21 protein-coding genes and 1 tRNA gene are annotated in these 23,467 nt (G+C 68.5%); 10 read left to right on the forward strand and 12 right to left on the reverse strand.

Annotated features, from left to right (window positions below; genetic code table 11):
• Positions 1 to 52: 52 nt before the first annotated feature.
• Positions 53 to 1,699, reverse strand: a complete 1,647-nt coding sequence (locus ACFYTS_RS09795) for a fatty acyl-AMP ligase (RefSeq protein ID WP_387302553.1) — start codon at positions 1,697 to 1,699, stop codon at positions 53 to 55.
• A gap of 107 nt (positions 1,700 to 1,806) precedes the next feature.
• Positions 1,807 to 2,979 (reverse strand): aminotransferase class V-fold PLP-dependent enzyme, encoded by a 1,173-nt coding sequence (locus tag ACFYTS_RS09800; protein WP_387302881.1) that lies wholly within the window; start codon positions 2,977 to 2,979, stop codon positions 1,807 to 1,809.
• Between the two features lie 124 nt (positions 2,980 to 3,103).
• Here ACFYTS_RS09800 and egtA point away from each other — a divergent pair, with 124 nt between their 5' ends.
• The 4 genes from egtA to egtD all read left to right on the forward strand — a co-directional run bounded on the left by egtA (position 3,104) and on the right by egtD (position 7,950).
• Entirely contained in the window at positions 3,104 to 4,510 is a 1,407-nt protein-coding gene (egtA, locus tag ACFYTS_RS09805; RefSeq protein ID WP_387302555.1) for an ergothioneine biosynthesis glutamate--cysteine ligase EgtA, read from the forward strand.
• Between the two features lie 277 nt (positions 4,511 to 4,787).
• Positions 4,788 to 6,131 (forward strand): ergothioneine biosynthesis protein EgtB, encoded by a 1,344-nt coding sequence (egtB, locus tag ACFYTS_RS09810; protein ID WP_387302557.1) that lies wholly within the window; start codon positions 4,788 to 4,790, stop codon positions 6,129 to 6,131.
• Entirely contained in the window at positions 6,131 to 6,982 is an 852-nt protein-coding gene (locus ACFYTS_RS09815) for a class II glutamine amidotransferase (protein ID WP_357280404.1), read from the forward strand. The genes egtB and ACFYTS_RS09815 overlap by 1 nt, the downstream gene beginning before the upstream one ends.
• Entirely contained in the window at positions 6,979 to 7,950 is a 972-nt protein-coding gene (egtD, locus tag ACFYTS_RS09820) for an L-histidine N(alpha)-methyltransferase (protein WP_387302560.1), read from the forward strand. The genes ACFYTS_RS09815 and egtD overlap by 4 nt, the downstream gene beginning before the upstream one ends.
• 6 nt (positions 7,951 to 7,956) lie before the next feature.
• Here egtD and ACFYTS_RS09825 read toward each other — a convergent pair whose 3' ends face one another.
• From ACFYTS_RS09825 to ACFYTS_RS09845, 5 genes are all read right to left on the reverse strand, one after another.
• Positions 7,957 to 8,595, reverse strand: a complete 639-nt coding sequence (locus ACFYTS_RS09825; protein ID WP_379093047.1) for a DUF2461 domain-containing protein — start codon at positions 8,593 to 8,595, stop codon at positions 7,957 to 7,959.
• 42 nt (positions 8,596 to 8,637) lie between these two features.
• The gene (locus ACFYTS_RS09830; protein ID WP_357280395.1) at positions 8,638 to 8,970 is read right to left on the reverse strand and encodes a hypothetical protein; all 333 of its coding nucleotides are present in this window, start codon (positions 8,968 to 8,970) and stop codon (positions 8,638 to 8,640) included.
• Positions 8,971 to 9,149: 179 nt separating this feature from the next.
• Positions 9,150 to 10,130: a ribose-phosphate diphosphokinase gene (locus ACFYTS_RS09835; protein WP_379093053.1), complete on the reverse strand. Its 981-nt coding sequence runs from the start codon at positions 10,128 to 10,130 to the stop codon at positions 9,150 to 9,152.
• Entirely contained in the window at positions 10,127 to 11,629 is a 1,503-nt protein-coding gene (gene glmU, locus ACFYTS_RS09840; RefSeq protein WP_387302563.1) for a bifunctional UDP-N-acetylglucosamine diphosphorylase/glucosamine-1-phosphate N-acetyltransferase GlmU, read from the reverse strand. Before glmU ends, ACFYTS_RS09835 begins: the two co-directional genes overlap by 4 nt.
• Positions 11,630 to 11,705: 76 nt before the next feature.
• Positions 11,706 to 11,776 (reverse strand) — tRNA-Gln (locus ACFYTS_RS09845).
• Between the two features lie 207 nt (positions 11,777 to 11,983).
• Here ACFYTS_RS09845 and ACFYTS_RS09850 point away from each other — a divergent pair.
• The 5 genes from ACFYTS_RS09850 to ACFYTS_RS09870 all read left to right on the forward strand — a co-directional run bounded on the left by ACFYTS_RS09850 (position 11,984) and on the right by ACFYTS_RS09870 (position 19,200).
• Entirely contained in the window at positions 11,984 to 12,598 is a 615-nt protein-coding gene (locus ACFYTS_RS09850; protein WP_357280857.1) for a TetR/AcrR family transcriptional regulator, read from the forward strand.
• Between the two features lie 229 nt (positions 12,599 to 12,827).
• Entirely contained in the window at positions 12,828 to 13,475 is a 648-nt protein-coding gene (locus tag ACFYTS_RS09855; protein ID WP_357280388.1) for a TetR/AcrR family transcriptional regulator, read from the forward strand.
• A 262-nt stretch (positions 13,476 to 13,737) separates the two neighbouring features.
• A complete protein-coding gene (gene mfd / locus ACFYTS_RS09860; protein WP_357280385.1) occupies positions 13,738 to 17,355 on the forward strand; it encodes a transcription-repair coupling factor in 3,618 nt (1,205 codons plus the stop codon).
• Between the two features lie 47 nt (positions 17,356 to 17,402).
• The gene (locus ACFYTS_RS09865; RefSeq protein ID WP_387302883.1) at positions 17,403 to 18,080 is read left to right on the forward strand and encodes a MazG family protein; all 678 of its coding nucleotides are present in this window, start codon (positions 17,403 to 17,405) and stop codon (positions 18,078 to 18,080) included.
• A gap of 118 nt (positions 18,081 to 18,198) precedes the next feature.
• Positions 18,199 to 19,200: a hypothetical protein gene (locus ACFYTS_RS09870; RefSeq protein WP_357280383.1), complete on the forward strand. Its 1,002-nt coding sequence runs from the start codon at positions 18,199 to 18,201 to the stop codon at positions 19,198 to 19,200.
• A 4-nt stretch (positions 19,201 to 19,204) separates the two neighbouring features.
• Here ACFYTS_RS09870 and ACFYTS_RS09875 read toward each other — a convergent pair whose 3' ends face one another.
• The 5 genes from ACFYTS_RS09875 to ACFYTS_RS09895 all read right to left on the reverse strand — a co-directional run bounded on the left by ACFYTS_RS09875 (position 19,205) and on the right by ACFYTS_RS09895 (position 21,550).
• Positions 19,205 to 19,510 (reverse strand): antibiotic biosynthesis monooxygenase family protein, encoded by a 306-nt coding sequence (locus tag ACFYTS_RS09875; RefSeq protein ID WP_387302566.1) that lies wholly within the window; start codon positions 19,508 to 19,510, stop codon positions 19,205 to 19,207.
• Between the two features lie 2 nt (positions 19,511 to 19,512).
• Positions 19,513 to 20,103, reverse strand: coding sequence for a TetR family transcriptional regulator (locus tag ACFYTS_RS09880; protein WP_357280379.1), 591 nt, complete (start codon positions 20,101 to 20,103; stop codon positions 19,513 to 19,515).
• Between the two features lie 73 nt (positions 20,104 to 20,176).
• Positions 20,177 to 20,473, reverse strand: coding sequence for an MTH1187 family thiamine-binding protein (locus ACFYTS_RS09885; RefSeq protein WP_357280376.1), 297 nt, complete (start codon positions 20,471 to 20,473; stop codon positions 20,177 to 20,179).
• Positions 20,470 to 21,045, reverse strand: a complete 576-nt coding sequence (locus tag ACFYTS_RS09890; protein ID WP_357280374.1) for a TerD family protein — start codon at positions 21,043 to 21,045, stop codon at positions 20,470 to 20,472. Before ACFYTS_RS09890 ends, ACFYTS_RS09885 begins: the two co-directional genes overlap by 4 nt.
• 16 nt (positions 21,046 to 21,061) lie before the next feature.
• Positions 21,062 to 21,550 carry a hypothetical protein gene (locus ACFYTS_RS09895; protein WP_387302569.1) on the reverse strand — a complete coding sequence of 163 codons (489 nt, stop codon included), beginning with the start codon at positions 21,548 to 21,550 and terminating at the stop codon, positions 21,062 to 21,064.
• Positions 21,551 to 21,991: 441 nt separating this feature from the next.
• Between ACFYTS_RS09895 and ACFYTS_RS09900 the strand changes: the two genes are divergently transcribed.
• Positions 21,992 to 23,446, forward strand: a complete 1,455-nt coding sequence (locus ACFYTS_RS09900; protein WP_387302885.1) for a stealth family protein — start codon at positions 21,992 to 21,994, stop codon at positions 23,444 to 23,446.
• Positions 23,447 to 23,467 lie beyond the last annotated feature (21 nt).

The following is a 23,467-nucleotide window of genomic DNA, read 5'->3' on the forward strand; positions in this document are numbered from 1 at the left end:
CATCAACTACGTTGTGCCCCGGGGTAATTCGAGCCCCGGGGCGCTTCGCGTCTCAGGACACGCTGGTGGCCGTCGCCGAGCGGCGCAGCTTGCCGGAGGAGGTCTTGGGCAGCGCGCCGGGGCCCAGCACGGTCACGCTGCGGGGGCGCACCCCCACCTCCGTGAACACCGCGTGCACGATGTCGTGCTCGATGCGGTGCACCTCCGCCGGATCCTGGTGATCGTTGGATTCCACCACCACCGCGAAACTCTCGCGCTTCTGGCCCGCGTCGAGCCGCACCGCCACCGCGTTGCCGGGCCGAACTCCCTTGACGCGCAAGGCCGCTCGCTCGATATCGGTGGGATAGATATTGCGGCCGGCCATGATGATGACGTCCTTGATCCGGCCGCAGACGACGATGTAGCCCTCCTCGGTGAAGTAGCCGACATCGCCGGTGTCGAGCCAGCCCTCGGCGTCCTGTGCGGGGCGGAAGCCTTCGACGGTGACATAGCCGGAAGTCACCGCGGGCCCGCGCAATTCGATGACGCCGACACTGCGGGCGGGCAGCGGCTGACGCTCGGCGTCGACCACCCGGCCCTCGAGATTGTCGACCAGGTAGCCCAGGGTGGGCAGGCGGCGCACGCCCCCGTGATGATGTTCCGAATCGCGGACCGGCACCGCCTTGCCGAGCGCCTCGAGCAGATCGGCGTCGACGACATCGAGGATCTGGCCGAGCCCCGGATCCGGGATCGAGACGGCCAGGGTGGTCTCGGCCATGCCGTAGACCGGGGTGAGGGCCGCGGGGTTGAGGCCGAAGCGCTGTCCGGCCGCGGCGAGCGCCTCCATGGTGTCGGCGTCGACGGGTTCCGCGCCGTTCCACATGTAGCGCACGCTGCTCAGGTCCAGCGAGCCCTCGTCGGCGTTGCGTAATCGCCGGGCCAGCAGTGAGTACGCGAAATTCGGTGCGGCGGTGACTGTTCCGCGATATTTGGAGATCAGCTCGGCCCACAGGATGGGCCGGGCCAGGAAGTCCAGCGGGGTCACACACACCACTTCGGCGCCGAACTGCATGGGCACGCTGAGGAATCCGACCATCCCCATGTCGTGGAACAACGGCAGCCAGCTGATCATCACGTCGTCGTCGAGCTGGAACTTCACCCGATCGAACATGGCGTAGGCGTTGACGAAGAAATTGCCGTGCGTGATCCGCACGGCCTTCGGCGAGCCGGTCGACCCGGAGGTCAACTGCTGCAGCGCGATATCGTCCTCGCCGGTGGGCATCGGGTCGATGGGGTCGCCCGTGCGCATGGAGTCCAGGGTCACCACGGTGATACCGCGTTCGCGCAGTAGCGGTTCCGCGATCTCGAAGGGTGCGCCCAGGATGACCGCCCGCGCCTCGATCATGCCCAGCACCGTCTCGGTGTCGTGGGCCCACACCTCCAGATCGGTGCGCGGCGTGGGCTGATGGAGCATGGTGAGCGAGGCGCCACGCATCCACGCCGCCTGGCAGGCGGGCGCGATGTCGACCGGCATCCCGGCCAGCACGCCCACGGCGTCGCCGGGGCCGATGCCGGCGGCCGCCAGCCCGCCCGCCATACGACGGGCGATGTCATGGATCTCGGCCCATGTCTGACGCAGCGGTGCGTCGGGCTCTCCGGTCACCAGTCCGCGCTGGGAAACGCGGGCGGTGGCATACATTTCGTCGGTGAAGCGGCTCACGCAGAACACTCCTCGAATGCCGGACCAGCATTCAAATATCCCGCGTTCGAGGCGCGCTGTTAACCGTTTTCGGGTGATCCGGTCTGGTATGTGAGGGTTCTGAGGATCTACCCGAGAGCCCGTACGGCTCCGGCGAAGCGGTCCAGATCCTCGAAGCTCACGAAGCAGTGCGGGGAGGCCCGAACCACCGAGTTCAGTTCTCGCGCCGACATATCCAGCAAGGTGGAGCTGCGGTGGCTGACCGTGACGGTGATCGACTCCGCGGCCAGCCGGTCGCGCACCCGGACCGGTTCCAGTCCGTCCAGGGTGAATGACACGATGCCCGCGTGCTGGATGCCCCGGTCGCGCACCTCCACGCCGGGAATCTCGGCCAGCGCCTTGCGCAGGTACTCGGCGCGCTCGGCGATGGCGGCGTAGACGGCGGCCGGGCCGAGGTCGAGCAGGTACCGCACGGCCGCGCCCAGGCCCAGCCGGGCGGCGACGGAATGCTCCCAGAACTCGAAGCGCCCGGCGTCGGGGGAGAGCACGTAGTCGTCCGGGGCGGTCCATTCGGCGCTGTGCAGGTCGAGGCGGCCGGGTTCCAAGCTCCGCGCCAGTTCTGGACGCACGTACAGGAACCCGGTGCCACGCGGGCCGCGCAGCCATTTGCGGCCGGTGGCGGACAGTGCGTCCACATCCAGGGCCGCGACGTCGAGGGGCAGCTGACCGGCCGACTGGCAGGCGTCCAGCAGCACCAGCGCGCCGGACCGGTGCGCGATGCGGGTGGCCTCGGCGACCGGGTTCACCAGGCCGCCGTTGGTCGGAACGTGAACCAGCGACACCAGTTTCACGCGTTCGTCCATCATGGCGGTGAGCGCGTCCAGGTCGAGCTGGCCGCTGCTGTCGCTGGGGATGGCCTCGACGACCGCGCCGGTCTGCCGGGAGCGCTGCAGGGCGGCGATGGCATTGCTGCCGTAGTCCACGCCGGAGATCAGGATGCGGTCGCCGGGGGCCAGCGGGACCGAATAGAAGAAGTCGCTCCAGGAGCGGCTGGCGCTGTCGCTGAGGGCCAGGGCGGCGGGGTCGGCGTTGATCAGTTCGCCGATCGCTGTTTTGACGGCGTACAGGTCATCGATGCGCTCGTTGGCCGCGCGGTAGCCACCGATCTCCGCTTCGCGGCGCAGGTGGGCGATGGTGGCGTCGACGACGGCCCGCGGGGGCAGCGAGGAGCCCGCACTGTCGAGAAATACCTGATTTTCACATCCGGGCGTATCGGCCCGCAATCCAGCCATATCCAGCATGGAATCGACCATATAGCTTGCCGCGTTCTTCATTTCGTCAGATTTCTTGTCACAGTCGCTCGCTACTCTGGTTTGGGTCGTCGTTCCGATCCCCAGCGGCGACCGCATCAGACGGAGGTTGGCAATGGCTGTCACAGCGTCACCCGCCGATGTGCTGCGCAGTGGCCTGGATGTCTCGGAACCCGGCGGCGAATTCACCTCACGCGCCGCCGCTGAGGCGTATGTCGGAAAAGTCTGTTTCAAACAGGGCCCACCGCTGCTCATCGGCGCCGAACTGGAGTGGCTCACCGCGCAAGGTGAACTTTCGGCGACGAACTCGCGTCCGGACCTCACGGTCCTCGCGGACGCCCTCGGGCCGTATGCGCCGCGGTCCATTTCTCCCGATTCCCCGGCCGATCCGCTGCCGGGCGGCAGCCGGGTCACCCTCGAACCCGGCGGTCAGATCGAACTGTCCAGCGCCCCGTTCGGCACCGCCGCCGAACTGTGCGAGCGCTTGCGGGCAGACACGACCAGCTTGCGGGAGCTGCTCGAATCCCGCGGTATCCGAACCATTTCCGGCGCCGCCGACGCGGTCCGGCTGCCCCTGCGCGTCCTGCGGCTGCCGCGCTACCGGGCCATGGAGGAGTCCTTCGCCGGTCTGGGCCCGTTCGGGGCGCTCATGATGTGCAATACCGCCGCCACCCAGGTCAGCGTGGACGCGGGCGCGGACCCCGCCGAGATCGCCGCCCGCTGGCGGGCGCTGTACGCCGTGGGCCCGGCCCTGCTGGCGGCCTTCGCCTGCTCACCGGGCCTGCACACCGCCCCGCCGGGGGCGTGGGCCTCGCAGCGCATGCGGGCCTGGCAGCGGCTCGATCAGCTCCGTACACGGCCGCCCGTGCACGACTGGGCCGATCCCATCACCGGCTACGCGCGCTGGGCGCTGGACGTGCCCCTGCTGTGCGTGCGCCCCGGCTCTGCCGCCGGCACCTCCCGCGCTGCCAACAGCACCCCCGGTTCCACCAACAGCACCTCTGGTTCTGCCAACGGCACTTCTGGCCCCGCCGACGACACCTCTGGTTCCGCCGGAACAGAGGCCGACTGGTGCGCGCCGCCGGGGGCCACTTTCGCGGACTGGTTGTGCGGAGCGCTCGACGACGAGATCGGCCGCCGCCCGGACCGGTCGGATCTGGACTATCACCTCACCACCCTGTTCCCGCCGGTCCGCGCGGCCGGTCACCTCGAGGTCCGCTATATCGACGCGCAGCCCGGGGACGGCTGGACGGTTCCGGTCCACGCCATCGGCGCGCTGCTCTCCTCGGCCGAGACCGTCAAGGAGGCAACGGCTCTGGCGGACCCCACGGCGAGCGCCTGGTCGGAGTCCGCGCGCCGCGGTCTGGCCGATCCCGAGTTGCGTGCCACCGCCGTCGCGCTGCTGGAGATGGCAACCGCGCACGCCGAGACCCCCGAAGCCGCCGGGGAATTGGCCGCGGCGGCGATTCGATGTCGCCGCGGTGACATTCCCACCGCGGCCGAGTTCGGAGCCGGGGCATGACATCCGAACCCGGCGGTTTCGTACCGGGCCCGCGAACCGATCTCCGCAGACGGCCATCGACCCGGAGGCGCCGTCGCCCGGTGCGGCGGCACTCGCTGTCCCACCTGGGTCGGGCGGGAAGTGCGTCGTGCGAGGCGGCCGGTGCTGGTTGCCACGCGGGCCATTCGGGGTCGGTCCGCACCCTCGAGCGTCCGGCCGTCACCCGCCGGGCGCACTCTGCCCGGCTCGCGGCGAAGGCCCGCCCGGCGCGCCGCAATCTCGAATCGGGAGTTCTCTCATGACTGTTCAGCATCTGCCCGGGTCGGACCGCGCCGAGACCGAGGCCCTGCGCGGGCGGATCGCCGAGTCGCTCGAACGGGCCCGGCGGCGGACCATCGGGTTGACCGAGTGCCTCGACGAGGCCGAGCTGGTGGCGCAGCATTCGCGGTTGATGAGCCCGCTGGTGTGGGATCTCGCGCATATCGGCAACCAGGAAGAGCTGTGGCTGGTGCGCGATGTGGGCGGGCGCGAACCGGTGCGGCAGGACATCGACCACCTCTACGACGCGTTCAAACACGCCCGCGTGGATCGGCCCGCCTTGCCGTTGCTGGATCCGGCACAGGCCCGCGACTATGTCGGCACCGTGCGCGACAAGGTGTGGGATGTGCTGGACCGCAGCCCATTACGAGGCCCGGATCTGGTGCGGGACGGGTTCGCCTTCGGCATGATCGCCCAGCACGAGCAGCAGCACGACGAGACCATGCTGGCCACCCACCAGCTGCGGACCGGTGAGGCGGTGCTGTCCGCGCCGCCGACCCCCGCCGCACGGGTGGCGGTCACCGGTGAAGTCGTGGTTCCCGCAGGCGAATTCACCATGGGCACCGACACCGACCCCTGGGCGCTGGACAACGAACGGCCCGCGCACCCGGTCCACGTCGACGGCTTCGCCATCGACGCCGCGCCGATCACCAATGAGCAGTACCTCGCCTTCGTCGACGACGGCGGATATGAGCGGCCGGAACTGTGGTCCGAGCGCGGCTGGGCGCATCGGGTGGAGGCCGGGCTGACCGCGCCGCAGTTCTGGGAGCAGGACGGCGGCGGGCGCTGGTGGCGGCGGGTTTTCGGCGTCATGCAGCCGCTGCGCGCGCATCAGCCGGTGGTGCACGTGTGCTGGTTCGAGGCCGAGGCGTACGCCCGCTGGGCCGGTAAACGCCTGCCCACCGAGGCGGAATGGGAGAAGGCCGCGCGCTTCGACGCGAGCACCGGGCGTTCCCGCCGATTCCCCTGGGGCGATGGCGATCCCACCGAGGCGCTCGCGAATCTCGGTCAGCACCACCTGGAACCGGCCGATATCGGGGCCTACCCGGACGGCGCGTCGCCGGCCGGGGTCCATCAGCTGATCGGCGACGTATGGGAGTGGACGTCCTCGGGTTTCGAGGCGTACCCGGGCTTCCGGGCGTTCCCGTACCGCGAATACTCCGAGGTCTTCTTCGGCGGCGACTACAAAGTGTTGCGCGGCGGCTCCTTCGGCGCGGACCAGGTCGCCTGCCGCGGCACCTTCCGCAACTGGGACTACCCCATCCGCCGTCAGATCTTCTCCGGTTTCCGGCTGGCCCGAGACCTGGGATCGGACGCGCGCTGATGTGCCGTCACCTGGCGTATCTGGGCCCGCCGACCCCGGTCGGCGCGCTGCTCACCCAGGGCCCGCACTCGCTGCGCACCCAGTCCTGGGCGCCGCGTGAGATGCGCGGTGGCGGGATCATCAATGCCGACGGTTTCGGCGTCGCCTGGTGGCACCACCCCGACGCGGCGGCGCTCGACCACGGCCCCGGCGTCGTCTGGCACGGTGGCGCGACCGGCGATCCGGCGGAGAACCCGCCGCCGATCGATCCGGTGGTCAGCCGCTACCGCAATCCCGTACCGATGTGGACCGATCCGGCCGTGGACGAGGTGCTGCCGCAGATCCGCTCGACGGCGGTGCTGGCCGCGATCCGTTCCGCGACCGTGGGCATGCCCGTGGAGCGGGCGGCCTGCGCGCCGTTCGTCCACGGTCGCTGGGCCTTCAGCCACAACGGGGCGATTCCCGACTGGCGTGCCGTGCTGACCGCCGTAGCCGCCGAATTCGGTTCGGGGTCACTGCTCGACGCCGAGGCGCTGACGGATTCCGGTGTGCTCTGGGTGATCCTGCGCCACCTGCTCGAGGACGGCGCGGAACCGGGTGCGGTGTTGCGGCGGGTGATGGCCGCGGTGCTGAAGCGATCGCCGCGGGCGCGTTTGAACCTGCTGCTGGCGAACGGGTCCGGAGTGTGGGCGACGACGTGGCATCACTCGTTGTCGCTGCTGCCGGGCGATGGGTTCGTGGTGGTGTCGTCGGAACCGTTCGACGACGATCCACGCTGGCGGGCGATCGAGGATCGGCGGCTGGTGCGGGCACGGGTCGGCGAAATGGCGGTGGAACCACTGGAAATCGAGATCGGAAGGGCTGGTTCATGACTGCGGCTACGGTGGAAATCCATCTGACGGACGAGGATTTGACGACCGCGTTGCGCGAGGACGTGCGGCGCGGCCTGACGGCGGCGCCGAAGTGGCTGCCGCCCAAGTGGTTCTACGACGCGCGTGGCAGCGAGCTGTTCGAGAAGATCACCGAACTGCCGGAGTACTACCCGACCCGCACCGAGCGGGCGCTGCTGGAACGGGTGGTCGGGGAGATCGCGCGGATCGCCGGGGCCGAGGTGCTGGTCGAGCTCGGTGCGGGTTCGGCGGCCAAGACCCGGCTGCTGCTGAACGCGCTCTCCGCGGCGGGGCCATTGAAGAGCTATGTGCCCCAGGATGTCTCGGTCACGGCGCTGCGTATGGCCGCGGACGAGGTGGCGGCGGAGTTCCCGGGCCTGGCCGTGCACGGCGTGGTCAGCGACTTCACCAACACCCTGGACAATCTGCCCGGCGGCGGTCGGCGCATGGTCGCCTTCCTGGGCGGCACCATCGGCAATCTGGTTCCCGCCGAGCGCGCCGAATTCCTGGCGGCCATCCGGGATGTGCTCGAACCCGGCGAGCAGCTGCTGCTCGGGGCGGGCCTGGTCATCGATCCGGCGGTGCTGGTCCCCGCCTACGACGATGCCGCCGGTGTCACCGCGGAATTCAATCGCAATGTGCTGCACGTCCTCAACGCCCGCCTGGGTGCGGACTTCGTGCCGGACAAGTTCGCGCACATCGCCCGCTGGGACGCCGAGAACGAGTGGATCGAGATGCGGCTCGAGGCCACCGAGGCCATGACCGTCCGCATTCCCGAACTCGACCTCACCGTCGATTTCGCGGCGGGAGAGCAGCTGCGCACCGAGATCTCCGCGAAGTTCCGCCGCGAGGTGCTCGAAAGCGAGCTGGACACCGCCGGTTTCAGCGCCGAGCACCTCTGGACCGACCCGGACCAGCGGTTCGCCCTGGTGCTCGCCGAACGCCGGTAGACGCGGCTACTTCTGCGCCGTCACGGCCGCCAGCCATTCGATGAGCGGCCGCAACTGCTCCCACGCCGCCCGGACCTCCCGGGCGGCGCGCGGGGTGGTCAGCCACTTCGGGGCGCCGAAATCCCTTCCGGCGGTGAGGGATTTGTGCCGCAGCAACTCGATGCGCGGATGGTCGATGTCGTAGCCCTTGGGCTTGGTGGCCAGCTTGTCCCCGCCGATGGCGTAGCCGTCCGCGATCAGCCGGGCGATCAGCGCCTCCAGTTCCGCGCCGCGCACCTCGTCGTCGATGGCGGCGCGCAGCGCGGTGAGCTGGGCGGCCTCGGCGGCGTACATGCCGCCGGCCACCCGCAGCCCGCCCGCGCCGATCTGCACGTACCAGCCGGAGTACTGCGCGCTGTAGACGACCGCGCCCTGATGGTTCTTGTACGGCGACTTGTCCTTGGCGAAGCGCACGTCGCGGTAGGGACGGAAGATCTTGGCGGTGCCGAAGTCGGGTTCCAGCTCGGCGACCAGGGCCTTCATCGGATCCCGGACCGACTCTTCCCACACGGTCTTGTGGGCGGTCCAGAAGGCCTTGGAATTATCGGCTTCCAAGTCCTCGTAGAAGTCGAGTCCGGCGAGCGGGAATCCCGTGAACGCGGTCATGGATCGAGTGTCCGTGATGCGCCGCAGCCGCGTGCGACCGCCCTAGTCCTCGAGCTCCTCGACGATGTCCATGGCGGCGACCTCCGCGGGCCGGTTGTCCTCGATTCCGAATTCCTCGCGCTGACGGCGGCGGGTCCACTCCTGGTCGAGTTCGTCGCTGATGCCGAGGCGGCCGTCGTCGTCGTTCTCGCGATTGCGGATGACCAGGTCGGAGGGCGGGTCGGCGATGTAGCGCTGGTACTCGCGGATCTCGTCTTCCTGGTCGTCGTCGCCGAGGTCGTAGTCGAGGTTGTCGACATCGCTGTCGTAGACCTGATCGGTGTCGAAGACCTCGTCCATCAGCCGGGCGTCGTCCTCGTCGGGCCGGTCGGCCATGCGGCACCACCTCTCCGCGCTGTCAGCGCACCAGTAGCAAACCGTACGTCCGACCCAACGCTACCGCCTGCCAGACGAAACGAACACGCTTGTCGACCCCATTTCACACAGAAGCGCCCCTCCCGCGAACAGGAGGGGCGCTCGGTTGGTGCTGGTCGGGGATGTGGCCCCGTCGTCTGTCAGGCGTTCCCGTTGAAAAGGCCGGTGACCGAGCCGTTCTCGAAGACCTCGCGGATCGTCTGCGCCAGCAGCGGCGCGATCGACAGCACGGTCAGGGTCGGGAACTTCTTGGCCTCGTCGATCGGCAGCGTATTGGTGACCACGACCTCCTTGGCCCCGCAGTTGGCGAGACGCTCGGCGGCCGGGTCGGACAGGATGCCGTGGGTGGCGGCGATGACCACGTCGCCCGCGCCGGCGGCCTTGAGCACCTTGACCGCGCCGGCGATGGTGCCGCCGGTGTCGATCATGTCGTCGATCAGGATGCAGGTGCGGCCCTCGACCTCACCGACCACGCGGTTGGAGACGGTCTGGTTGGGGACCAGCGGGTCGCGGGTCTTGTGGATGAACGCCATCGGCGCGTCCGCCAGCGAGTTGGCCCACTTCTCGGCGACCTTCACCCGGCCGGCGTCGGGGGAGACGACCGTGATGTTGGACAGGTCATAGTTGTTGCGGATGTGCTCGGCCAGCTGCACCTGCGCGTGCATGTGATCGACCGGGCCGTCGAAGAAGCCCTGGATCTGATCGGTGTGCAGGTCGATGGTGATGATCCGGTCCGCGCCCGCGGTCTTGAGCAGGTCGGCGACCAGGCGGGCCGAGATGGGCTCGCGGCCACGGTGCTTCTTGTCCTGGCGGGCGTAGGGGTAGAACGGCAGCACCGAGGTGATGCGCTTGGCCGAACCGCGCTTGAGCGCGTCGATCATGATCAGGTGCTCCATGACCCACTGGTTCAGCGGTGCGGGGAAGCTCTGCAGCACGAAGGCGTCGGAGCCGCGGACCGATTCCTCGAACCGGACGAAGGTCTCGCCGTTCGCGAAATCACGAGCGGTCTGGGGGGTGACATGGACGTTGAGTTCCTTCGCCACCGCCTCGGCGAGCTCGGGATGAGCGCGTCCCGAGAACAGCATCAGATTCTTCTGGTTATCGGTAGAGAACGCGGTCACTGACGTTCGCCATCCTTTTGCTCGTTGGTTTTCTCGGTGGTTCCCGCATCCTCCGGGTTCGAAGCGAGAGCCGCTTCGGCCGCGCGGGCGGCATCGGTACCGGGGCGATTGCGCTGCACCCAACCCTCGAGATTGCGCTGTGCTCCACCCGATACCGCGAGCGCCCCCGGAGGAACGTTTCTGCGCAGTACAGTACCCGCCGCCGAGTAGGCGCCGTCACCCACGGTGACCGGGGCGACGAACATGGTGTCGCTACCGGTCCGCACATGCGAGCCGACCGTGGTGTGGTGCTTCTTGACGCCGTCGTAGTTCACGAACACGCTGGATGCGCCGATATTGCTGTACTCGCCGATGGTGGCGTCGCCCACATAGGTCAGATGCGGGACCTTGGAGTGCGCGCCGATGGTGGCGTTCTTGGTCTCGACGAAGCCGCCGATCTTGCCCTCCTCGCCGAGCGAGGTGCCGGGCCGCAGATAGGCGAACGGGCCGACGTTGGCGCCCGCGCCGATGCTGGACTTCTCGCCGTGGGTGCGGACCACCTTGGCGCGGTCGCCGACGGTGACATCGGTGAGCGTGCAGTCGGGGCCGATCTCGGCGTCCTCGCCGATCACGGTGTCGCCCAACAGCTGAACGCCCGGCCGGATGACGGTGTCGCGGCCGATCGCCACATTGCCGTCGATCCAGGTGGTGCCCGGATCGATGATGGTGACCCCGGCGCGCATGTGCCGCTCCAGGATGTAGCGGTTCAGGGTCCTGGCCGCACCGGCCAGCTGCACCCGGTCGTTCACACCGGTGACCTTGGCGGAATCGACCAGCCGCGCGCCGTGCACCGGGTGTCCGGCCTCGCGGGCCAGTTTCAGTACGTCGGTCAGGTACAGCTCGTGGCGGGCGTTGGCGGTGTCGATGCGCGAGATCATGATTCGCAGCACGGCCGCGTCGAAGACGTAGACGCCGGAGTTGACCTCGGTGATCGCGGCCTGCTCCGGGGTGGCGTCGGCGTGCTCGACGATCTCCATGACGCGGCCCTCGTCATCGCGCACGATGCGGCCGTAGCCGTTCGGGTCCTCGGGCACGAAAGTCAGTACGGTGGCGGCGGATCCGTCGGAGTAGCTGCGGTGCTCGTCGAGCAGCGCGTGCAGGGTGTGGCCGTCCAGCAGCGGTACGTCGGCGTAGGTGACGAGGACATCGCCCGCGAAATCCTCGGGCAGCGAGGTGAGCGCGCACTGCACGGCGTGGCCGGTGCCGCGCTGCTCGTTCTGTACCGCGAGGGTGATCGGGCGGCCGAGTTCCGCTCCCACCTTGCCGACCGCGTCGCCGACCTGTTCGCGATCGTGGCCGATCACGGTGATGAGCGACGTCGGGTCGATCTCGTGCGCGGCATGCAGCGCGTGCGCGAGCATGCTCCGGCCGGCCAGCGGGTGCAACACCTTGGGTGTTTTGGACCGCATTCGGGTTCCGGCTCCGGCGGCGAGAACGACGACGGCGGTCTCCTGTGGCATGGATCTCCCTCGGCTGCCAGTCATCGTGTGCTGAGTCAGGTTGTGCGGGGCCAACCATAGCGACCCTGCGCGCGAGCTCCGCCGCCAGGACTCGAACCTGGACAAACTGAACCAAAATCAGTTGTGCTGCCATTACACCACGGCGGATTGCAGCGTCATGCGGGTCTGATCCTCGCATGAAGTACGCCTCCACGTCGAACCGCTTACACAGTGTCGATCGTGTCTGTCGATAGGCTACCTACCGAACCGCGGTGGGCGCGGGGCGCGCGACCCCGCAAAGGTGCTCGCGGCGAGGGCGAAAGGGGCAGGTGGGCGATGACGGCTGGCGAAGGCCAACGGCCGGCGCGGGCGCGCATGACCGGCACCCAGCGCCGTCAGCAGCTCATCGAGATCGGGCGGGCGCTGTTCGCCGAGCGTGGCTACGACGCCACCTCGATCGAGGAGATCGCGGCGCGGGCGCAGGTCTCGAAACCGGTGGTGTACGAGCACTTCGGCGGCAAGGAGGGGCTCTACGCCGTCGTGGTCGATCGGGAGATGTCGACGCTGCTCGAGATGATCACGTCCTCGCTCACCCAGAACCGTTCGCGGGTGCGGCTCGAGCAGGTGGCGCTGGCGTTGCTCACTTATATGGAGGAGCGCACCGACGGCTTCCGGATCCTGATGCGGGATCAGCCGGTGTCGGCGGCCGAGGGCACGTATTCGAGTCTGCTCAACGAGGCCGTGAATCAGGTGGCCCATATTCTCGCCGGGGATTTCGAACGGCGCGGTCTGGATCCGACTCTGGCGACGCTGTACGGGCAGGCGCTGGTGGGAATGGTTGCGACGGCGGCGACCTGGTGGCTGGACGAGCGCCAGCCGTCGAAGGAAGTGGTGGCCGCGCACCTGGTGAATCTGTGCTGGAACGGACTCACGCATTTGGAGGCGGAACCGAAGCTGGCGTCGGAATGGCCGAGCGGCAAGGGGTTATAGAACCCTGCGGTCTGAATTTTGGTCTGATATGTCTGTCATAGCGGGGCAGAACTGGACAGTTAACCAGCGAATTGCGAAGGAGGACGGGTCGAATGCTCGAATCGGCTGGCAGCACGCAGCCGGGTGGTACGGTTCACCCATCCTTCGAGTGCTGTTCGAACTGTGATGTCGGTCAACTTCGGGATGGCGGTCTACTTCAGGATGGCTGGTTTGATGACGGGCGGATCTGATGGCTAGGCAAGCGCGTGCGGAGATCACTCGCGATTCCGTGCTCGCGGGCGCTGCCGATGTCTTTCTCCGGCTGGGCTACGCGAACGCGTCCCTGTCCGAGATCATCGCGCAGTCGAATGTGACCAAGGGCGCCTTGTACTTTCACTTCGGCTCCAAGGAAGAACTGGCGCGCGCGGTCGTCGATCAGGGCAATGAGCGACTGATCAGCGCATGCCAGGGTTTCTTCGATCCGCGGGTGCCCGCGCTGGAGGCGTGCATCGGGATCACCTACGTGGTCGCCGATCTCACCATGAACGACCCCATGGTCGGCGCGATGCTCAAACTCACCCATCAGATCGGCGATTACCGCGGCGCGACGGGCGACAACATCGCCAAGACCTGGGGCGAGACGCACCGTTTGCTCGCCGAACGCGCCATCACCCAGGGCGACCTCGAGCCCGACCTCGACCCCGACACCATCGGCATGCTCCTACAGGAGATGACCACCGGCGTCCACATCGTCGCGGTCAGCACCGAGTCCATCGACCAGATGGCGACCCGCATGGAACGCGCCTGGTACTTCCTCCTGCCCTCGATCGTCCCTCAGGAGAAGGTCGCTTACTTCCGCGAGTTCGCCGCCCGCCGCCTACGCCGCTACGTGCAGTAACTATTGGCCCTCCGCTTCGCTTCGGGCGGGTTCGCGGCCCCTGGTCCCGATTCTTCCCTCCTCCGCTCCTCCGCTTCGCTCCCCGCTCCAAGCGCGGGGAGGCGGAGCGCAGTCCAGAATCGGGACGGCCGCGAACTGCGAGGTATCGTTCCGGGGGTTCGGAGTGAGGGGTCGTGGCATGGGGCTGATGCGGGCTGTCGTCGGGCATCACTAGACTCGGTTGGTCGTTCTGAAACGCTGATCCGCGCCGAGGAGTCTCCGCATGACCACCGATCGTCCGCCTCTGTCGGGACTTGCTGCGGTGGCGGGTGCCGACGCCGCGTTGACGCAGGTCGCGAGCCTGATCGGGCGCGCGGAGGCCAGGTTGGTCGCGCCGTCGGCGGTGCGGCCGTTCGTGGCCTCGACCATCGCCGGGAAGCGGCCGCTGCTGGTGGTGACGGCCACCGGGCGCGAGGCCGATGATCTGACCGCCGAGCTGACCGAGATCCTGGGCGATACGGTCGCGCTGTTCCCGTCGTGGGAGACGCTGCCGCACGAGCGGCTCTCGCCGGGGGCGGACACGGTGGGCCGGCGGATGCAGGTATTGCGGCGGCTGGCGCATCCCGAGGATCCGGGGGTGACCGGGCCGCTGCGGGTGGTGGTGACCACGGTGCGCTCGCTCATGCAGCCGATGGCGGCGGGGCTGGGGGAGGTCGAGCCGATCGTGCTGCGACCCGGCGCCGAGTTCGACTTCGACGAATTGCTTACGCGGCTGGTGGAATTCGCCTATGAGCGGGTCGACATGGTCGGCAAACGCGGCGAATTCGCGGTCCGCGGCGGAATTCTGGACCTTTTCCCGCCCACCGCGGATCATCCTGTGCGCGTGGAGTTCTGGGGTGACGAGGTCTCCGAACTGCGCGCCTTCTCGGTGCAGGACCAGCGTTCCATCCATGAGGTGCCGATCGATCTGGTGGTCGCGCCGCCCTGCCGCGAACTGCTGCTGACCGACGCCCTGCGCGAGCGGGCCGCCCAGGTGGCCGCCGACAATCCGGCCGACGCCGCGCTGGTGGAGATGCTGGAGAAGATCGCCGAGGGCATCCCGGTGGAGGGTATGGAGGCGCTGCTGCCGGTGCTGCAGCCCGGCGAACTCCAGCTGCTCGTGGACGCGCTGCCCGCGGAAACCCATGTGCTGCTGTGCGATCCGGAGAAGGTTCGCACCCGCGCCGCCGACCTGGTGCGCACCGGGCAGGAATTCCTGGAGGCGTCGTGGACGGCGGCTTCCTTCGGCGGGGCCGCGCCGCTGGGCGCGCACGGCCTGGACCTGGCCGCCTCCGGCTATCGCGGCCTGGACGTGGTGCGCGCCGACGCCGACCGCCGCGGCCTGCCGTGGTGGACGCTGAGCCCGCTGGCCGCCGACGCCCCGGACGAGATCGTGCTGCCGGTGCTGGCGGCCGCTTCCGCGCGCGGTTCGGAGGAACTGGTCGCCACCATCTTCGCCTCGCTGCGCGCGCACGTCGCCACCGGCGGCCGCGCGGTCATCGTGGTGGCGGGACACGGTACGGCGCAACGCATTCTGGAACGCCTCGCCGACGCCGAGGTGCCCGCCGCGGCGCTGGACGCCGGCGCCGAGCCGGTCCGCGGACTGGTCGGCGTGCTGTGCGGTTCGCTGCACGACGGCATGGTGTTCGACGACGCCAAACTGGTGGTGATCGCCGAATCCGACCTCACCGGCAACCGGGTCACCGCACCCGGCGAAGGCAAGAAGCTGCCCGCCCGCCGCCGCAACCAGGTCGATCCGCTGGCCCTGACCGCGGGCGACATGGTGGTGCACGATCAGCACGGCATCGGCCGCTTCGTGGAGATGATCGAGCGCACCATCGGCGGCGCGCGCCGCGAGTACCTGGTCATCGAATACGCGCCCGGCAAGCGCGGCCAGCCCGGCGACCGGCTGTTCGTGCCGATGGACTCCCTCGACCAGCTGTCCCGCTATGTCGGCGGCGAGATGCCGTCGCTGTCCAAGCTGGGCGGTTCGGACTGGGCCAATACCAAACGCAAGGCGCGCAAGGCGGTTCGCGAGATCGCCACCGAGCTGGTGCAGCTCTACGCCGCCCGCCAGGCCGCGCCCGGTCACGCCTTCGCCCCGGATACCCCGTGGCAGCAGGAGATGGAGGACGCGTTCGCGTTCACCGAGACCGTCGACCAGCTCTCGGCCATCGCCGAGGTGAAGTCCGATATGGAGAAGGCGGTCCCGATGGACCGCGTCATCTGTGGTGATGTCGGCTACGGCAAGACCGAGATCGCGGTGCGCGCGGCCTTCAAGGCGGTGCAGGACGGCAAGCAGGTGGCGGTGCTGGTGCCGACCACGCTGCTGGCGCAGCAGCATCTGCAGACCTTCACCGAGCGGATGGCCGGATTCCCGGTGGTGGTGAAGGGCCTGTCCCGGTTCACCGACGCCGCCGAATCGCGAGAGATCCTGGAGGGCATGACCACCAAGGATGTCGACATCGTGGTGGGCACACATCGGCTGTTGCAGACGGGCGTGCGCTGGAAGGATCTCGGTCTGGTCATCGTCGACGAGGAGCAGCGTTTCGGTGTCGAGCACAAGGAGCACATCAAGGCGCTGCGTACGCATGTGGATGTGCTGACCATGTCCGCGACGCCGATTCCGCGCACCCTGGAAATGTCGCTGGCGGGCATCCGCGAGATGTCGACCATCCTCACCCCGCCCGAGGAACGGCATCCCGTCCTCACCTATGTCGGCGCCTACAACGACAAGCAGGTGGCCGCGGCCATCCGCCGTGAGCTGCTGCGCGACGGCCAGGTGTTCTACGTGCACAACCGGGTGTCGTCGATCGACAAGGCGGCCAAGAAGATTCGCGATCTGGTGCCGGAGGCCCGGGTGGTGGTCGCGCACGGGCAGATGAACGAGGACATGCTCGAGAAGACCGTGCAGGGCTTCTGGGAGCGGGAATTCGATGTGCTGGTGTGCACCACCATCATCGAGACCGGTCTGGACATCTCCAACGCCAACACCTTGCTGGTGGAACGCGCCGACGCCCTGGGCCTTTCGCAGCTGCACCAGTTGCGCGGCCGCGTCGGCCGGTCGCGGGAACGCGGGTACGCCTACTTCCTGTACCCGCCGGAGAAGCCGCTCACCGAGACCGCCTACGACCGGCTCGCCACCATCTCGCAGAACTCGGATCTGGGCGCGGGCATGGCGGTGGCCATGAAGGACCTGGAGATTCGCGGCGCGGGCAACGTGCTGGGCGCCGAACAGTCCGGCCATGTCGCGGGCGTCGGCTTCGACCTCTACGTGCGCCTGGTCGGGGAAGCGGTGGAGGCGTATCGCGCCGCCGCCGACGGCCGCCCGATCTCGGTGGACGAGGAGGTCAAGGAGGTGCGCATCGACCTGCCCGTGGACGCGCACATTCCGCCGGACTACATCACCTCCGACCGCCTGCGGCTGGAGGCGTACCGCAAACTCGCCGCCGCCCAGGACGATTCGGGGCTGTCGGCCGTGGTCGAGGAGCTGGTGGACCGGTACGGGCCGCTGCCGGTGGAGGTGGGCCGCCTGGTGTCCGTGGCCAAGCTGCGGTTGCTGGCCCGCGCCTACTCGATCGCCGAGATCGGAGTCACCGGGACCACGGTGAAGGTGTCGCCGCTGCAACTGCCGGACTCCAAGCAGCTGCGGCTCAAGCGGCTCTACCCGAACGCCACCTACCGCGCGGCCACCGGCATCGTCCAGCTGCCGCTGCCGCGGGTGGAGGACAGCGTCGGCGCGGCCCGCGTCCGCGACGTCCAGGTGCTGCAGTTCGTGGCCGATCTGCTGCTCGCCCTGGACGGAAAGGCGCCCGGCGCCGTGGATGTCCGGGTTCCGGCCGAGGTGATGGCCGACCGATGACATCGGGGGAGGGGGTCGCCGCCGAGACCGCGGCCGATACCGCGCGCATGACCGAGGCGCTGGGCGAGGCCGTCGAGGTGATGGATCGGCTGTGGAACTTCGGCGGCTGGGAGGTGACGCAGACCCATGATTCACTGCGCCCTTACCTGCTGGAGGAGACCTACGAGCTGCTCGACGCCATTCAGGACGAGGACGCCGAGACCATCAAGGAGGAGCTCGGTGATCTGCTGCTGCAGGTGCTGTTCCACTCCCGGATCGCCGAGGCCGCAGGCGAATTCACGGTCGCGGAGGTGGCGGCGGCGCTGGTCGCCAAGCTGGTGCACCGCAGCCCGCACCTGAGCGACGCGCTCGACGCCTTCACCGCTCCCGGCGCGTCGGTGGCGGAGAAGATCGCTGCGCAGGAAAAGGCTTGGGAGGAGCGGAAATCCGCCGAGAAGGCGCGGCGCTCCTGCCTCGACGGGATCGCCATGGCGCAGCCCGCGCTGGCGCTGGCGGAGAAGGTGCGCTCGCGCGGCATCAAGGCGGGTCTACCGGAGGAGCTGATTCCCGCTGCCCTGCGGGTGGTGGAGCTCGGCGGGCCGGACAGCGCCGAAGAACGCCTGCGGAAGGCAACTCTCGATTTCGCCGCCACGGTGCGCGCCGCCGAGGACGCCGCGGAAATCGATCGAGGCACGCGCGACGCGCTGACCGCCGAGGATTGGCATCGGTACTGGCCGCACGGCTGACCCGCCGAGCGGACGGACCCGGAATCATGGTGATTCCTGGCAAATTCGGCATAGCGGTGGCGATGCCGGGCGATAACGGCGGTGTTGCGCGAGGCCGGTTTCGGCTAGCGTCACAGGGGTGCATGCTTCGGGGCGCGAATCGATCACCGAGTACTACCCGCGGAGAGCGGGTGCGATCGTCGCGCTGGTCTTCTTCCTGGTGATGACCGTGCTACCGGGTTTCGTGGTGTTCAACGACGCGGAACATCCGGTCATGCGGGTGGTGGCCGGGGTGCTCATGGCGGTGTTCGGTTTCGGCGTCTACACCATGGCCGACGATCTGTTCCGCCCGCAGCCGACGCTGCTGCTCAATGAGCACGGCTTCACGTATCGCGGTTTCCCGCACGTGGCGTGGAGCGAGGTGGAGCGGATCCGGCTGGGCGTCGGCCGATTACGCAAGGGCGGGCGCACGGAACTCTTCGCCGAAGTGGTGCTGCGTGATCCGGAGGAGTTCCGGCACCGGGTCCGGGCGCTCGGCGATGTGATCGCCCGCCGCCAGGTCGACCGCCCGCTGTACATCGTCGCCGAACGACTACCCGTGCCGGTGCCCACGGTCGTGGAGGTCATGCGCGATCACTGTCCCGGCCTGGTGGTCAGGACCGTCGAGGACACCCCCGGCGCCGCTCCCGAACCGCCCGCCGCGCCCCGCTCGGCCGATCGCGACATGGTGGAGAGCGCCCTGGTCAGCGCCCTCACCGACGAGCTGCCCACCGGCTGGACCCTCGCGGTGCTGTGGTTCTCCCTGGTCGGCGACGACGGCCACGCGGGACTCCAGCTGGAGCTGTCCGGCGCCCCCGTCCCCGAGTCCGGCGTCCCCTCCGAGGAGCAACCACCCTCCGAGGAAGTCCTCATGCTGCTCAACCGTCTCAAGGAAGTCTGCTACGACCAGATGACCGGCACCTGGCTCAGCGGCCAGGTCCTGCTCCGCGCCGACTCCACCAAGGCCCAATTCACCTTGTCCTTCAAGGAAATCCCCGACTGGCTCCCCATTCCCGAGCCCGACGAATGCCGCCGCGAACTCGCCACCTACCCGCGAGCCGGCGACGAGATCCCCGCCTGGCTCCGCCAGCGCATCTCCTGACCTATCATTTCCCGCCGACCTCGGTCACCGTCGTATAGGTGGTCAGCCGGCTACTCCGGATCGGCGCGTGGCCGGGCCATCGATGGGCGGCGGCAAAGGCGTCCGAGGTCAGGAATCGCGCATACGCGTCCTCGTCGGCGAATTCGAGTATGGACAGGTAAGCCCGGTCGTCGTCGCGAGGACCGAGCAGCCGCGCGCGGAGCAGCCCCGGCACCCCGGCGAGCGTGCCGTGCATGCTTGCCCCGAAATTCCGCTCGAACACCGGTGTATCGGCATCGGCCACGAACAGTTCGTTGATGACGACGAACATTGCTAGTCCTCGAGATTCGCGATATCCAAAGCGCGACCGATGAATCGCGCGGTGCCGTCGAGAACCCGGTCGAAGCCGTCCCCGGCGTCGATCCGGTCGATGGCGCGCCCGAGCGCGCCGTCCACGAGTTCGGCCATCAGCTCCGGCTCGGCGTCCCCCCGTGCGGCCAGCGCCTGCCGCAACGGCTCCGACAGTTCCCGGTGTGCCCGCGAAATCTGTTCCCGCGCCGCGTTATCGGTGAGTCCGTTGCCCCCGAGCACGGCGATGCGATGGGTCCCCGCGCGCGCCGCCTCCAGACTGGCCCGCACATAGGTCGCGATCCGCGCGTCGGCTCCGTCCACCCGATCCATCGCGGCGCGAACGGCTTCCGCCCACTCGTCGAAGGAATCGGCGACGATGCGCGCGAGGATTTCCTCACCGGACCGGAAGTACTTGTACACACTGCTGCGCGCCAGCCCTGCCGCCGCGCCTACCGCTGCCGGGGTGACCGCTCCGACGCCCTTGTCCAGCAGCAGTTCCCGTGCGGCTCGGAGCAGCACCTGCTCCTGATTGGCGCGATGCTCGGCCACGGTCGGTGCGTCGATTCTGGGCACCGTGAACTCCTATCTTGGCGACGGCGTGTCTCCAAGATAGCACTCTTGGCGACATCCTGTCGCCAAGTTTGGATCAGTTGTCGGCGAGATAGCGCTCGACGGTGTCGACCTTGGCTGTCATCGCGTCGGTGACGCCCGGGCGGATGTCGGCCTTGAGGACCAGGCTGCAGCGCGGGGCGACCGCGGTGATGGCGTCGGTGGCCTGTTTGACCACGGCCATGACCTCGTCCCAGTCACCCTCGAGGGTGGTGAACATGGAGTTGGTCTCGTTGGGGAGGCCGCTGGCGCGCACGATGCGGACGGCCTCGGCGACGGCGCGGCCCACGTCCGCGCCGACGCCCAGGGGTGTCACCGAGAAGGCGACGATCATACGTTCACGCCGTAGTCGCGGGCGATGCCGGCCAGGCCGGAGGCGTAGCCCTGGCCGATGGCGCGGAACTTCCACTCGGGGCCGTGGCGGTAGAGCTCACCGAAGACCATGGCGGTTTCGGTGGAGGCGTCCTCGCTGAGGTCGAAGCGGGCCAGTTCGGAGTTGGTGACCGCGTCGATGACGCGGATGTAGGCATTGCGGACCTGGCCGAAGGACTGGCGGCGGACGTCGGCCTCGTGGATGGAGACGGGGAAGAAGATATTGGTGATGGTCGGCGGCATGGCGGCCAGGTCGACATTGATCACCTCGTCGTCGCCGTCGCCCGCGCCGGTGAGGTTGTCGCCGGTGTGCTCGATGGTGCCTTCGGGGGAGCGCAGGTTGTTGTAGAAGATGAAGTGCGCGTCCGACAGCACGCGCTGGTTGGATCCGCAGGCCAGAGCGCTGGCGTCGAGGTCATAGTCGGCGCCGGTGGTGGTGCGCACATCCCAGCCCAGTGCCACCGCGACCTTGGTCAGATTCGGGGCCTGTTTGGACAGCGAGACATTTCCGCCCTTGGCCAAGCTGACAGACACACGATCTCCTTCGATCTCAGTTGCGGTCGGCCGCCATTGCTTCGAGGGTGGCGACCCGATTCTCCAGATAGCGTAGTTCGGTGTCGTCGATGACGGTGCGCTGAATTCCCGAGACGACCGCGAAGGCCGACTGACGGTGGTCGTCGATCACGTCGACGGTCAATTCCACCGCCACGTAATCGTCCGCGCCAGGCAGCGGATCCGCGATCACCTTGCCGGTGCCGCGGGCGCACAACGCCACATTGCCGCCGCCCAGGATGAGCAGCGCCAGCTCCGGCCGCTCCCGCAGCCGGGCCAGCGAGCCGCGATCGGACTTGAGGCTGAGCAGGATTCGGCGGTCGCCGGCGCGTACCGGCCAGGAGACGGGAATGGCGTGCGGGGCGGGATCGGTGGTCACCAGCACCGCGATGGTGTCCTGCGGCCACTCGGGTAGAACGTCCAGTTCGGGGTGGTCGGGTTGCGTGTCCGTCGAGGGCTCCTGACGTTCCCGGGCGTCGGCTACCATCTGTGTCCCCTCACCATCCGGGTCCGCACAGCGGGCTGGACTGTGCTGTCCGCAAGTGTATGCCGTTGCCGCAGTGGCCCGCTGGTCTCCGCGGCGGCCTCCGGGGCTTGCCGGATATGGGTGTTTCATCCGTTACGACTGTGAAAACACCTCTGGACCTGCGGGGAAACGGATTGACGAGAAGCGATAACGGTTGCATCATTCGTTACAGTCCCTCGACCCAGCGAGGTCACGCGAGTAACCGGCCGATGACCGCCCGGTGAAGATCGCCCGTGGAAACACACCCGAAGCACCGTCCGCTCCGTTCTTCTGACTGCACAACAGATTTCACGGCGTGTACCGGCTCGGGCGTATCCCGGGCCGGTAGGCGGCCGTGCCGGCGTGACGCCGCGAAGACGTGAGGTGAACAGCACGAAGAGAGCGGAGACGGCGATGGCGGATATGGGTGCGGGGCAGCAGCCGGAGATGGTGGAGATGGTGGGCAGCGCGACGGTCGCGAATCTGGTGGTATCCCAACCGGTGATCGACGACCTGCGTTACCTGCGCGCCGAACTGGCCGCCGCGGACGTCCCCTACCTGCTGGTTCGCGATGCCGACCATCGGCTGGTGCTGGCCGTGGACAGCGGCCACCGAGCCGCGCTCAGACGGGTGCTGGGGGCGGCCATGGTCGCCGGCTTCTCGTGCAATGAGAAGCCGCACAATGTCTTCCGGCTCGGCCGTGACCTGGATCCGGCGCATCACGTGGAACTGGAACTGTGGGAGTATCACGGCGACACCGTGGAATGCCCGCGGCCGAACGCGCTGACCCGCATGGTCTTCGACGTCGCCGACGTGGCGCCCTCGACCGTGCTCCTCTATGACGCCAGCTGGCCCACCCTGGCCGGCATGTTCACCCCCAACACCGCCGACGTCGGCTTCGACATCGACATCGTGTTCTCCTGGGTGGACGGTTCCGACCCCGAATTCCGGGCCCGCCGTGCGGGAATGCTGGCGCAGGTGGTGGTCGGCGAGGGTGACGAGGCCGACGCCCGCATCCGCCAGATCGACGAACTGCGCTACGCCCTGCGCTCGGTGCACAAGAACGTTCCGTGGATCCGCCGCATCTTCATCGCCACCGATTCCCGTGTCCCCGACTGGCTCGGCGACGACCCGAAGGTCACCATCGTCCGTGCCGTGGATCATTTCTCGGATATCAGCGGTCTGCCGATCTTCAATTCCCATGCGGTGGAATGCCAATTGCAGCACATCGAGGGTTTGTCGGAGCATTTCCTCTACTCCAACGACGACATGTTCTTCGCGCGCCCGGTGCGCCCCTCCATGTTCTTCACGCCCGCGGGCATCAGCCGCTACATCGAGGCGGGCACCCGGATCGGCCCGGGCGCGAACAATGAGCGGCGCAGCGGTTTCGAGAACGCGGCCCGCGTCAACCGAGACCTGCTGTCCCAGCGCTTCGGTCACGTGATCACCCGTCACCTCGAGCACACCCCGGTTCCCTTGCGCCGCAGCGTCCTGCTGGAAATGGAGCAGGCCTTCGCCGAGGACTTCGCCCGCACCCGGGCCAGCCGCTTCCGCGCCGCCACCGACATCTCGGTCACCAATTCCCTCTACCACTACTACGCCCTGCTCACCGGCCGCGCCGTCCCCCAGGAAGCCGCGAAGATGCGCTACGTCGACACCACCAGCTACACCGGCCTGGCCCTCCTCGACGGCCTCGCCAAACGCCGCAACGTCGACTTCTTCTGCCTCAACGACGGCAGCTTCCCGGAGGTCCCGGAAGCCGAACGCGTCCGCGCCGTCTCGCAATTCCTGGAAACCTACTTCCCTGAACCTGCCCCCTGGGAAAAGCCCGACACCATCGCGGGGACCATGACGGCCTTCGAATCCGGCGCGGCCTGACCCGCCGCGCGCTCCGCCCGG

Origin of the sequence: Nocardia sp. NPDC004151 (assembly GCF_042874235.1) — a bacterium.
GTDB lineage: Bacteria > Actinomycetota > Actinomycetes > Mycobacteriales > Mycobacteriaceae > Nocardia.